13 protein-coding genes are annotated in these 12133 nt (G+C 71.6%); 11 read left to right on the plus strand and 2 right to left on the minus strand.

From position 1 onward, the window contains the following. Positions 1–72: 72 nt before the first annotated feature. The 7 genes from G3576_RS03435 to G3576_RS03465 all read left to right on the plus strand — a co-directional run bounded on the left by G3576_RS03435 (position 73) and on the right by G3576_RS03465 (position 7522). Complete coding sequence (locus G3576_RS03435; protein WP_164692897.1) at positions 73–1209, plus strand: ATP phosphoribosyltransferase regulatory subunit; 1137 nt, start codon at positions 73–75, stop codon at positions 1207–1209. 52 nt (positions 1210–1261) lie between these two features. Next, a complete protein-coding gene (locus G3576_RS03440; protein ID WP_164692898.1) occupies positions 1262–2551 on the plus strand; it encodes an adenylosuccinate synthase in 1290 nt (429 codons plus the stop codon). Between the two features lie 447 nt (positions 2552–2998). Then, complete coding sequence (locus tag G3576_RS03445; RefSeq protein ID WP_164692899.1) at positions 2999–3880, plus strand: 2-dehydro-3-deoxygalactonokinase; 882 nt, start codon at positions 2999–3001, stop codon at positions 3878–3880. Continuing rightward, complete coding sequence (locus tag G3576_RS03450; RefSeq protein WP_164692900.1) at positions 3871–4485, plus strand: 2-dehydro-3-deoxy-6-phosphogalactonate aldolase; 615 nt, start codon at positions 3871–3873, stop codon at positions 4483–4485. Before G3576_RS03445 ends, G3576_RS03450 begins: the two co-directional genes overlap by 10 nt. 116 nt (positions 4486–4601) lie before the next feature. After that, entirely contained in the window at positions 4602–5645 is a 1044-nt protein-coding gene (locus G3576_RS03455; protein WP_235951365.1) for a TRAP transporter substrate-binding protein, read from the plus strand. 45 nt (positions 5646–5690) lie between these two features. Then, on the plus strand, positions 5691–6200 hold the full coding sequence (locus G3576_RS03460; protein WP_164692901.1) for a TRAP transporter small permease: 510 nt from the start codon (positions 5691–5693) through the stop codon (positions 6198–6200). Next, the gene (locus G3576_RS03465; RefSeq protein WP_164692902.1) at positions 6200–7522 is read left to right on the plus strand and encodes a TRAP transporter large permease; all 1323 of its coding nucleotides are present in this window, start codon (positions 6200–6202) and stop codon (positions 7520–7522) included. The genes G3576_RS03460 and G3576_RS03465 overlap by 1 nt, the downstream gene beginning before the upstream one ends. Before the next feature lie 3 nt (positions 7523–7525). On the opposite strand, the gene G3576_RS03470 is transcribed toward G3576_RS03465, so the two are convergent. Then, the gene (locus G3576_RS03470; protein WP_164692903.1) at positions 7526–7918 is read right to left on the minus strand and encodes a rhodanese-like domain-containing protein; all 393 of its coding nucleotides are present in this window, start codon (positions 7916–7918) and stop codon (positions 7526–7528) included. A 49-nt stretch (positions 7919–7967) separates the two neighbouring features. Further along, positions 7968–8150, minus strand: coding sequence for a hypothetical protein (locus G3576_RS03475; RefSeq protein ID WP_164692904.1), 183 nt, complete (start codon positions 8148–8150; stop codon positions 7968–7970). A 174-nt stretch (positions 8151–8324) separates the two neighbouring features. On the opposite strand from G3576_RS03475, the gene pcaF reads away from it, so the two are divergent. From pcaF to pcaG, 4 genes are all read left to right on the plus strand, one after another. Then, the gene (pcaF, locus tag G3576_RS03480; protein ID WP_164692905.1) at positions 8325–9533 is read left to right on the plus strand and encodes a 3-oxoadipyl-CoA thiolase; all 1209 of its coding nucleotides are present in this window, start codon (positions 8325–8327) and stop codon (positions 9531–9533) included. Between the two features lie 101 nt (positions 9534–9634). Further along, a complete protein-coding gene (gene pcaDC, locus G3576_RS03485; protein ID WP_164692906.1) occupies positions 9635–10774 on the plus strand; it encodes a bifunctional 3-oxoadipate enol-lactonase/4-carboxymuconolactone decarboxylase PcaDC in 1140 nt (379 codons plus the stop codon). Positions 10775–10780: 6 nt separating this feature from the next. Then, positions 10781–11485 carry a protocatechuate 3,4-dioxygenase subunit beta gene (gene pcaH, locus G3576_RS03490; RefSeq protein WP_164692907.1) on the plus strand — a complete coding sequence of 235 codons (705 nt, stop codon included), beginning with the start codon at positions 10781–10783 and terminating at the stop codon, positions 11483–11485. 12 nt (positions 11486–11497) lie between these two features. Beyond that, the gene (gene pcaG, locus G3576_RS03495) at positions 11498–12040 is read left to right on the plus strand and encodes a protocatechuate 3,4-dioxygenase subunit alpha (RefSeq protein ID WP_164692908.1); all 543 of its coding nucleotides are present in this window, start codon (positions 11498–11500) and stop codon (positions 12038–12040) included. The last annotated feature ends 93 nt before the right edge of the window (positions 12041–12133 follow it).

The following is a 12133-nucleotide window of genomic DNA, read 5'->3' on the forward strand; positions in this document are numbered from 1 at the left end:
ATGCGCGGGGCAGGGGTTGCGGCGGGGCGCCCCCCCTGCCACACACGCGCCGCCTGACGACACCCCTGAAGCATGACCGACGACCCGCCCAACCCTGCCCTTCTGCCCGCCGGCCTGTCCGACGTGCTGCCGCCCGAGGCGGAGCGCGAGGCGATGCTCGTCGAGGTGCTGGCGGAGGTCTTCGCGCGGCACGGCTATGAACGGGTGAAGCCGCCGCTGCTGGAATTCGAGGACAGCCTGCTCGCGGGCTCCGGCGCCGCCGTGGCGGACCAGACCTTCCGGCTGATGGACCCGGTCAGCCACCGGATGATGGGGCTGCGGGCGGACACGACGCCGCAAGTGGCCCGCATCGCGGCGACGCGCCTGGCCCGCGTGCCTCGGCCGCTGCGGCTTTCCTATGCCGGGCAGGTGCTGCGGGTGCATGGCACGCAGCTCGCGCCGGCCCGCCAGCTTCCCCAATCCGGCATCGAGCTGATCGGCGCCGACAGCGCCGAGGCCGATGCGGAGGTGGCGGCGGTGGCGGCGGAGGCGCTGGCGGCGGTCGGCATCACCGGGGCCTCGCTGGACATCACCCTGCCGCGCCTCGCCCCCGCGCTGCTGGACGACGCCGGGGTGGAGGGCGAGGACCGGCGCCGCCTGGCCCGCGCGCTGGACCGCAAGGACATGGCCGCCGTGACGGCGCGGGCGGAAGCCGGCGGCGGCGCCGCGCTTCTGCTGCCGGCGCTGATGGCGGCGGCCGGCCCGGTGGATGGCGCGCTGGCGGCGCTTTCGGCGGCCGACCTGCCCCCCGCGGCGCGGGCCATCGCGGACAATGCGGCGGCGATCGTCGTGGCGCTCCGCGCCCGGGCGCCGGGTCTGCGCATCACGCTCGATCCCGTCGAGTTCCGGGGCTTCCGCTACCACACCGGCGTCGCCTTCACGATCTTCGGCGAGGGCCTGACCGGCGAGCTGGCGCGGGGCGGCCGCTATCTGTCCGGGGAGGAGCCGGCGACCGGCATGACGCTCTACCCCGATGCCATGCTGCGCGCGGTGGCGCCGGCGGAGCCTCGGCGGCGCGTCTTCATCCCCGCAGGATCCGACGGCGCGAAGGCGGCGGCGCTGCGGGCGCGGGGCTATGCCACGGTGGCGCAGCTTTCGGCCGGCGATACGCCGAGCAGCCTGCGCTGCACCCATGTCCTGAACGAAGCGGGCGACGCGGTTCCCGCCTGACGGTTTCTTCTCACCACGCAGCGGCCAGCGGGCCGCCCAGGGAGACAGCGCGATGGCGAATGTTGCCGTGATCGGCGCCCAGTGGGGCGACGAGGGCAAGGGGAAGGTGGTGGACTGGCTCGCCAGCCGGGCCGACATCGTCGTGCGCTTCCAGGGCGGCCACAATGCGGGCCATACGCTCGTCGTGGGCGACAACGTCTACAAGCTGTCGCTGCTGCCCTCCGGCGTCGTGCGCGGCAAGCTCGGCATCATCGGCAATGGCGTGGTGCTGGACCCCGAGCACCTGCTGATGGAGGTCGCCAAGGTCAACGGGCAGGGGCTGGATGTCGGCCCGCACAACCTCCGCATCGCGGAGAACGTGCCCCTGATCCTGCCGCTGCACCCCGCCATCGACAAGGCGCGGGAAGTGGCGCGCGGGGCGAATGCCATCGGCACCACCGGCCGCGGCATCGGCCCGGCCTATGAGGACAAGGTGGCGCGCCGCGCCATCCGCCTGAGCGACCTGGCGGAGCCCGCCGTGCTGTCGCACAAGCTCGATGAGCTGCTGCTGCACCACAACACGCTGCTGAAGGGCCTTGGCGCCGCGACCTTCGAGAAGCAGGCGCTGCTCGACCGGCTGCTGGAACTGGCGCCGCAGCTGCTGCCCTATGCGGCGCCGGTCTGGTCGCTGCTGGAGGATGCCCATCACGAGGGCAAGCGCGTGCTGTTCGAAGGCGCGCAGGCCGTGATGCTGGATGTGGACCACGGCACCTATCCCTTCGTCACCTCCTCCAACACCGTTGCCGGCAATGCGGCGGCGGGGGCGGGAATCGGGCCGAAGCAGATCGGCTATGTGCTCGGCATCGCCAAGGCCTACACCACGCGCGTCGGTGCCGGGCCCTTCCCGACGGAGCTGCATGACGCCACCGGCAAGCTGCTGGGCGAGCGGGGGCGGGAATTCGGCACCGTGACGGGCCGGCCGCGCCGTTGCGGCTGGTTCGATGCCTGCATGGTCCGCCAGGCCGTGAAGGTCGGCGGCGTGGAGGGCCTGGTGCTCACCAAGCTCGACGTGCTCGACGGGCTGCCGGAGCTGCGGATCTGCACGGGCTACCGGATCGATGGGGAGGTGGTGCGGCGCCTGCCGGCCTCCATCGCCGCGCAGGAACGCGCCGAGCCGGTGTGGGAAGTGATGGCGGGCTGGTCGGGCAGCACCGCCGGCGCCCGCAGCTATGCCGAGCTGCCGGCCGAGGCGGTGAAGTATGTCCGCCGGATCGAGGAGCTGGTGGAGGCGCCGGTGGTGCTGCTCTCCACCAGCCCGGACCGCGACGACACCATCATGCTGCGCGACCCCTTCGCGGGCTGAGCGGCGCGGCGGTGCCTGCCCTGGCAGGGGCAGGCACCGACCAGACCGGTTTCAGCGTCCCCAGCGACGCCGAGACCGGTCCAGGCATCTGTTTTGGCGCATTTTCCGAGTCGTCGGGCGATGCCGCCCGACTTGAAAATACTCTGGCCGATCCACGATTGCTCCATCCAGACATCCGGGTGTCGGGCAAGCCGGCTGCCGTCACCATCCCGTCCTGGTGACGCGCCCGGACCGCCGAGACGACGATCCGCGCCGGCGCCGCGGCCAGCGCACGCAGTGCCGCCCCCGCGACAAGGGGCTTCCCCGACATCCTGTCCGCCCAAGCCGGATCGGAAGCCCGGCTGCGTGATCCGCCGCCCTCACCGCCGCGCGATGCAGGGCCCGACGGGCTTGCAAGCACGGGCGGGGCGCGCCAATCGACAGGGAGTGGGGAAACGAGGGGGCCGCATGATCGGCGTGGATTGGGGCACCAGCAGCCTGCGGGCCTATCGCATCGGGCCGGGCGGCGCGGTGACCGACCGGCTGGACCGCCCGGGCGGCATCATGACGGTGGAGGGCGGCCGCTTCGCGGAGGCGCTGCGCGACGCCATCGGCCCCTGGATCGCCGCGGGCGAGACCCGCGTCCTGCTCTGCGGCATGATCGGCAGCCGCCAGGGCTGGGTGGAGGCGCCCTACCTCCCCTGCCCCGCCGGCCCGGCCGAGATCGCCGGCGCCACCATCCCCGTGCCCTTTCCCGATGCGGAGACGCGCCTCGTCCCCGGCCTGACCAGCATGGACGAGGCCGGCGTCCCCGACGTGATGCGGGGCGAGGAGACGAAGCTCGTCGCCCTCGCCCGCCTCCTCGGCGACGCGCCCGCGCTGGCCTGCCTGCCCGGCACCCATTCCAAATGGGCGCGGCTCGAAGGCGGCCGCGTCACCGGCTTCTCGACGCAGATGACGGGGGAGGCCTTCGCGGCGCTGTCGCAGCACACCATCCTGGCCCGCACGGCGGAGGAAGGGCCGGACCAGCCGGCGGCCTTCGCCCGCGGCCTGGCCCGCGCGCGCCAGCCCGGCGGGCTGCTGCACCACCTCTTCGGCACGCGCACGCTCCACCTGATGGACCAGCTCCCGGCCACCGAGACCCGGTCCTACCTCTCCGGCCTGCTGATCGGGCATGAGGTCGCGGCGGCTTCGCGCGGTGCGGCGCAGGTGCAGCTGGTCGGCGCCGCCGGCCTCGCCGCGCTCTACGCCACCGCGCTGCGGGAGGCGGGGATCGGCGTGACCACCCATGACCCGGACCTGGTCGCGGCCGGGCTGCACCATATCGGCGGGAGTCTCGGATGGGCCTGAACCTGAAGGACTGGCTGGCGCGCTGCCCGCTCGTCGCGATCCTGCGCGGCATCAAGCCGGAGGAGGCGGAGGCGATCGGCGATGCGCTGCTCGCCGCCGACATCCCCGTGCTGGAAGTGCCGCTGAACAGCCCCGATCCGATCGAGAGCATCCGCCGCCTGGCGAAGCGATTCGGCGACCGCGCGCTGGTCGGCGCCGGCACCGTCACCAACCCCGGCGATTGCGCCCGCATCGCGGCGGCGGGCGGGCGCCTCATCGTCACGCCGCACGCCGACCCCGCCGTGGTGCGCGCCGCCAAGGCGCAGCAGATGATCTGCGTCCCCGGCTTCTTCACGCCGGGCGAGGCCTTCTCCCTGCTCGCCGCCGGTGCCGATGGCCTCAAGCTCTTTCCCGCCGAAGCCGCCTCCCCCGCCGTGCTGAAGGCCATGCTCGCGGTGCTGCCCAAGGGCACGCCCGTGCTGCCCGTGGGCGGCATGGACACCACCACCATCCCGGCCTGGCGCGCGGCCGGCGCCGCGGGCTTCGGCATCGGCAGCGCCATCTACAAGCCGGGCGACGATGCCGCGGCGGTGGCAGCCAAGGCGGCCGCGCTGCGCGCCGCCTGACCGTTATGGTCGATACAAATCCCTGGCTTGCCCGGACGGGCGAGCGCGGGCATTGATTGCGCAGCCGGCGGCCTCCGCCGCGTCCAAGCAATGAAAACTCAAGGGGAGCTTCCAGGATGCTGATCCAACGCCGCCACCTCGCGGCCCTCGGCGCCGCCGCCTTCGCCTCGCCGGCGCTGGTGCGCCCCGCCTCGGCGCAGGAACTGACGCTGCGGCTGCACCACTTCCTGCCCGCCGTCTCCAACGTCCATCGCCACTTCCTCGCCCCCTGGGCGCAGAAGGTGCAGGCGGAGAGCCAGGGCAGGCTCCGCATCCAGATCTTCCCCTCCATGCAGCTCGGCGGCGCGCCGCCCCAGCTCTTCGACCAGGCCCGCGACGGCGTGGTGGACATCGTCTGGACGCTGCCCGGCAACACGCCCGGCCGCTTCCCGCGCATCGAGGTCTTCGAACTGCCCTTCGTCGGCAGCCCCAGGGCCGTGCCCAACGCCAAGGCCACCTGGGAATTCTACCAGACTCACCTCCGCGACGAGTTCCGGGAGGTGCACCCCATCACCGTCTGGACGCATGATGGCGGCGTCATCCACGCCAACAAGCCCGTCAACCGGCTGGAGGACATGCGCGGCCTGAAGCTGCGCTTCCCGACCCGCCAGGCCGGCGAGGCGCTGCGCGCCCTCGGCGCCGCCCCCATCGGCATGCCCGTGCCGCAGGTGCCGGAGGCCGTCAGCCAGGGCGTGATCGACGGCGCCGTGGTGCCGTGGGAGGTCGTGCCCTCCATCCGCCTCGCCGAGCTCGTGCGCAACCACACGGAGATCGTGGGCGCGCCGACGCTCTACGCCGCCTCCTTCATCCTCGCCATGAACAAGGCGAAGTATGAGGCGATGCCGGCGGAGCTGCGCACGGTGCTCGACGCCAATTCCGGCATGGTCGCCGCCGAGATGGCCGGGAAGGTCTGGGACGAGCAGGGCCCGGTGGTGCGCGAACAGGTCTCCCGCCGCCGCGACAACCGCATCGTCCAGCTCTCCGCCGCCGAGAAGGAGCGCTGGATGGTCGCCTGCCGCCCGGTGGTCGATGCCTGGCTCAACGCGTCGCGCGAACGCGGCTTCGACGGCGCCGGCCTGCTGGCCGATGCCCGCGGCCTGATCGCCAAGCACGGCGGCTGATGCCGCGCGGACAGGGCCGGCCCCAACCAACCGCAGGAGCCGGCCTTGTCCGAGCCTGATGTCCCTCCCCCGGCGCCGACCGCCGGCCCGGTCGCCCTGCTGGCGCGCACGCTCGCCTTCCTCGGCGGCGTCTCGCTGCTCATCGGCGCCTGCATCACCACGACCAGCGTGGTGATGCGCTGGACCACGAGCCAGCCCATCCGCGGCGACTTCGAGATGGTGCCGATCGCGACGGGCATCGGCGTCTTCGGCTTCCTCGCCTATGGCACGCTGATGCGCGCCAACATCCTGGTGGACACCTTCACCACCTGGCTGCCGAAGCGCGTGACCGATGTGATGGACGGCTTCTGGACCCTGGTCTGGGCCGCGCTGACGCTGTGGCTGGCGGAGCGGATGATGGTGGGCTCGCTCGACACGCTCGCCTCCGGCACCCGCACCATCGGCCTGCTGGCGCTGCCCTATTGGTGGGCCATCGGCATCGGCGCGCTCTGCTTCGCGGCCACCGGCATCGCCGCGCTGTGGTGGGTGCCCCGGCACCTGCGGGGTCGCGGCTGATGGCGCCGGAATTCGTCCTGGCCGCGACGGGCTTCGCGGTGCTGCTCGGCCTGATCGCGATCCGCGCGCCGGTCGGGCTCTCGATGCTCATCGTCGGCATCGGCGGCTATGTCCACATCCTCGACTGGACCGCGCTCGGCAACTACCTCAAGACCACGCCCTACCACCTCTTCGCCAACTACACCCTCTCCGTCATCCCGCTCTTCATCCTGATGGGCGCGCTGGCGGAACGGGGCGGCCTGGCGCGGGACCTCTTCGCCGCCGCCAATGCGCTGATCGGCCGCAAGCCCGGCGGCATGGCGATGGCGGTGATCGGCGCCTGCGCCTGCTTCGGCGCGGTCTGCGGCAGCAGCGTCGCCACCACCGCCACCTTCGGCCGCGCCGCGCTGCCCGAACTCCGCCGCTTCGGCTACCCCGCTGGCTTCTCGGCCGGCACCGTGGCTGTCGGCGGCACGCTCGGCATCCTGATCCCGCCCAGCGTCATCCTGGTGGTCTATGCCATCAGCACCGAGCAGAACATCGCCAAGCTCTTCATGGCCGCGCTCATCCCCGGCCTGCTGGCGACGATCTTCTACCTCATCGCCATCGCGATCCTGGTGCGGGTGAAGCCGGAATACGGCCCGCGTGGCGAGGCGCCGAGTGCCGCGGAGCGGCGTGACGCCTTCCTCAACGTCATCCCCGTGCTGCTCATCGCCGTGGTCGTGGTCGGCGGCATCTATGGCGGCGTCTTCACGCCGACGGAAAGCGCCGCCGTCGGCTGTATCGCCACGCTCGCCGTCGGCGTGCTGCGCGGCACGCTGAAGCCCCGCCAGGTGAAGGAAGCGCTCTTCGCCACGGCCGAGACGACGGCGATGATCTTCGCCATCCTGCTCGGCGCGGAGGTCTTCAACACCTTCCTCGCGCTGTCCCAGGCGCCGGACCTGCTGGCCATGTGGATCACGGAGCAGGATTTTCCGCCCTATGGCGTCCTCGTCATCCTGCTCGTCGCCTACATCATCCTGGGCGCGGTGATGGATGAGCTGGCGATGATCCTGCTGACCCTGCCGGTCTTCTTCCCCGTCGTCACCGCCCTCGATTTCGGCCTGACGACGGAGGAGACGGCGATCTGGTTCGGCATCCTCGTGCTGGTCGTGGTCGGCATCGGGCTGACCGCGCCACCCATCGGCCTCAACGTCTTCGTCGTCTCGGGCCTCGCGAAGGACGTGCCGATCACGCAGATCTACAAGGGCGTCATGCCCTTCCTGGCCATGGACATCCTGCGCCTGGTGCTCTGCGTGCTGTTCCCGGCGCTCAGCCTCTGGCTGGTCGATGTGCTGACCTGAGGGTCAGCGCGGCGGCGGGACCTCCGTCTCGCCCCCCGCCTGCTTCCAGGCGGTGATGCCGCCGCCGAGATGCGCGACGCTGTCCAGCCCCATCTCCTGCGCCGTCTTCGCGGCCAGCGCGGACCGCCACCCGCTGGCGCAGTAGAAGACGAAGCGCTTCGGCTCCTGGAACACCGGCTTGGCATAGGGGCTGTCGGGGTCGATCCAGAATTCCAGCATGCCGCGGGGGCAGTGGAAGGCGCCGGGGATGCGGCCCTCGCGCTGGATCTCCCGGGGATCGCGCAGATCCACGAAGACGACGCCGGGATCATTCCGCAGCGCCAGCGCCTGGTCGGCCGGCACCGTCTCGATCACCGCGTCGGCTTCCGCCAGCAAATCCCTGTAGCCCTTGCGCATCGCCCGCTCCCTCGTCGCGCGCAGGATAGGGCGATGCGGCGGCGACGGGCTAGGTGCGCTCGGGATGCACCGCCGGGCCGGGGGGCGCGGCGCCGGGGTCGTGCGGCGTCTCGGCCGGGCGCTGCGGCGGCTCATGCACCGCCGGGCCGACGGGCGCGGGGCCGGGGTCGGGCTTCCGCGCAGGCTCCGTGCTGGTATTGGCGCCGCTGCCGCGTTCGGTATGCGATTCCATCGGTCGATCCCTTCCGTTCCGGTCCCGCCGCAACGCGCGGCAACCGCGCGGGTTCGCCCCGGTATCGGTTTCCCGCCGGGGCCCCGGCATCGGTTCCCGCCGGGGCCCCTGGCCTCTGTTGACGCCGCGGCCCCGTGGCGGCACCAACGCGCGACATACGGAGGGATCCCGACCATGGCCGACGCCTTCATCTGCGACGCCGCCCGCACCGCCATCGGCCGCTATGCCGGCTCCCTGAAGGATGTCCGGCCGGACGACCTCGGCGCCGTGCCGCTGAAGGCGCTGATGGCGCGCAACGCCGGCGTGGACTGGGCCGCGGTGGATGACGTGATCTTCGGCTGCGCCAACCAGGCGGGCGAGGACAACCGCAACGTCGCCCGCATGTCCCTGCTGCTCGCCGGCCTGCCGGACACGCTGCCCGGCGCCACCATCAACCGCCTCTGCGGCTCCGGCATGGATGCCGTCGGCGTCGCCGCCCGCGCCATCAAGGCCGGCGAGGCCGAGCTCATGCTGGCCGGCGGCGTGGAGAGCATGACGCGCGCCCCCTTCGTGCAGGGCAAGTCCACCGAGGCCTTCGGGCGTGCCGCCGAGATCTACGACACCACCATCGGCTGGCGCTTCGTGAACCCGAAGATGAAGGCGGCCTTCGGCATCGATTCCATGCCGGAGACGGCCGAGAACGTCGCGCAGGATTTTCGCGTGAACCGCGCTGACCAGGACGCCTTCGCCTTCCGTTCCCAGCAACGGGCAGGCCGCGCCATGGCCAGCGGCCGCTTCGCGGAGGAGATCGTCCCGGTCTCCATCCCGCAGCGGAAGGGCAACCCCATCGTGGTGGACAAGGACGAGCATCCCCGCCCCGACACGACGATGGAGGCGCTGGCCAAGCTCGGCACGCCCTTCCGCAAGGAAGGCGGCAGCGTCACCGCGGGCAATGCCTCGGGCGTCAATGACGGCGCCTGCGCCATCATCCTCGCGAACGAGGCGATGGCCGCGAAATCCGGCCTGACGCCGCGCGCCCGCGTCGTCGCGACCGCGACCGCTGGCGTCGCGCCGCGCATCATGGGCTTCGGCCCCGCGCCGGCGGTGAAGAAGGTGCTGGCCAAGGCAGGGCTTTCGCTTTCCGACATTGCCGTGATCGAATTGAACGAAGCCTTCGCCGCGCAGGCGCTCGCCGTCACGCGCGACCTCGGCCTGCCGGATGATGCCGAATTCGTGAACCCCAACGGTGGTGCGATCGCGCTCGGCCACCCGCTGGGGATGAGTGGCGCGCGCCTGGTGCAGACGGCGGTTGCCGAACTGCATCATCGCCAGCAGCGCTATGCCCTCGTGACGATGTGCATCGGCGTCGGCCAGGGAATCGCGATGGTGCTGGAGCGCGTCTGACACGGACGAATTCGGAACGCGTCTGGAACCAGTTCCCAGATCACTCCCGCGCTGCGCGATGAAGTGATACGCATCGTCGCGGGCAGGGGTGGGGATCGAGGATGTTTCTGCAACTCGGGGACATCGTGGTGCATGCGGTGGTGGAGGGTCCGGCGGAAGCGCCGCCCCTCCTGATGCTGCATTCCATCGGCACCTCGCTGCACGTCTTCGACCCGCAGGCTGCGTCGCTGTCGCGCCACTACCGCGTCATCCGCATGGACATGCGGGGCCACGGCATGTCCGGCGTCACCGATGGCGACTACTCCATGGCGCTGCATGCGCGGGACGCGATCGCGCTGCTCGATTCGCTCGGCATCGCCAAGGCTCATGTGCTGGGCCTTTCCATCGGCGGGCGCATCGCGATGGAACTGGCGGTGCTGGCGCCGGATCGCGTCGCGTCGCTGATCCTGATGGACACCGCGCTGGAATTCCCGCCGCCCCAGGCCTGGCAGGACCGCATCGACGCGGTGCTGGAGATCGGCACCCAGGCGCTGGTGGAAGTGGTGATGCCGCGCTGGGTGGTGGATCCCTCCCTCGCCTCCTCCCAGGGCCTGCGCCAGATGCTGCTGCGCACGGACCGCCGCGGCTATGCGGGCTCCGCCGCCGCGCTGCGCGATGCCCGCGCGGTCGATGTCGCGGGGAAGATCACCTGCCCCACCACGGTCGCCGTCGGCACCATGGACATCGCGACCCCGCCCGAGATGTCCCGCGCCATCCAGGACGCCATCCCCGGCAGCCGCTATGTCGAGATTCCGGAAGGCGGGCACATCCCGACCTTCGAACGCGCGGCCGACACCACCGCCGTCATCACCGGCCACTTCGCCGCCTTCGCCCCCGCGCCGGGCTACGATGCCGGCATGGGCATCCGCAAATCGGTCCTCGGGGAGGCGCATGTCGCGCGCGCTTCCGCCAACATCACGCCCCTCGATGCCGCCTTCCAGGAATGGATCACGGCCAATGTCTGGGGCGGCGTCTGGACCCGCCCCGGCCTGCCCCGCCACACCCGCAGCCTGCTCTGCCTCGGCATGATGGCGGCGCTCGGCCGGCATGAGGAGTTCGAACTCCATGTGCGCGCCACCCGCAACACCGGCGTGACGCCGGAGGAGATCGGGGAGGTGCTGCTGCAGGTCGGCGCCTATGCCGGGGTGCCAACGGCCAATTCCGCGTTTAAGATCGCGAAGAACGTCCTGAAGGAAGGGTGATCGCCGATGAGCGACCCAATCCCCTATCGTCGCCCCGACCCGGCGACCCAGCCGCCCTACGACGCGCCGTCCTATGGCAGCACGCATAAGCGCCACCCGAAGCAGGCCCTGCTGCGCGTCCCGCACACGCTGACCGAGACCAGCGCGCCGCGTTTCGACCAGCGCTTCTACGCGACCCAGGCGGATATGAGCCAGGTGGGCGGCCGCGGTGCGCTTGGCGAGCGCATCATCGTCGCCGGCCGCGTGACGGATGAGGATGGCCGCCCCTGCGCCAACACCATGGTGGAGGTCTGGCAGGCCAATGCGTCGGGCCGCTACCACCATCCGCGCGACCAGCACGACGCGCCGCTCGACCCCAACTTCGAAGGCCGCGCCCGCATCTTCACGGATGCCGAGGGCCGCTATTCCTTCACCAGCATCAAGCCGGGCGCCTATCCCTGGCGGAACCACTGGAACGCCTGGCGGCCCATCCACATCCATTTCGGCCTGCACGGCGCGGGCTGGGCGCAGCGCATGATCACCCAGATGTACTTCCCGGGCGATCCGCTGCTGGCGCTCGACCCGATCTTCAACACCACGGCGGACGAGGCCGCGCGCAACCGCCTTGTCTCCACCTTCGACCTCGAGATCACCAAGCCCGAATGGGCGCTCGGCTACCGCTTCGACATCGTGCTGCGCGGCCGCGACGCCACGCCCTTCGAGAATGCCTGAGGGGGACGCGCCATGACACCCGCGACCGCGCACCAGACCGCCGGCCCCTACTGGCACATGATCGATTTCCCGGAATGGGCCGACCTGCTTCGCGCCGATGGCCCGAATGCCGGCGTGGAGGGCGACCGCATCACGCTGACCGGCCGCATCACCGATGGCGATGGCGCGCCCGTCGTCGATGGGCTGGTCGAGATCTGGCAGGCCGGCCCCGACGGCGCCTATGAAGCCGGCTTCCACGGCTTCGGCCGCTGCGCGACCGACAATGACGGCCGCTACCGCTTCACCACGCTGAAGCCCGGCCCCGTCCCCGGCCTCGGCAATGCGACCCAGGCCCCGCACATCACCGTCACGGTCTTCGCCCGCGGCCTGATGAAGCATGTCGTGACCCGCGCCTATTTCGAGGGCGAGGCGCTCAACGCCACCGACCCGGTCCTGACGATGGTGGACGACCCCGCCCGCCGCGCGACGCTGGTCGCGAAGCCCGCCGGCGCCGGCGTCTGGACCCTCGACATCGTCCTGCAGGGCGAAGGCGAGACGGTCTTCCTGGACGTCTGAGGCTCCCTCCCCCGCGCTTGCGGGGGGTTGCGGCACTGCCGCAACGCCGAAGGCTGGTCGGGGTGGGGGTCACGCGCTCCACCCCAAGTTGGA

It is taken from the genome of Falsiroseomonas algicola (genome assembly GCF_011040385.1).
GTDB classification, from domain to species: Bacteria; Pseudomonadota; Alphaproteobacteria; order Acetobacterales; family Acetobacteraceae; genus Falsiroseomonas; species Falsiroseomonas algicola.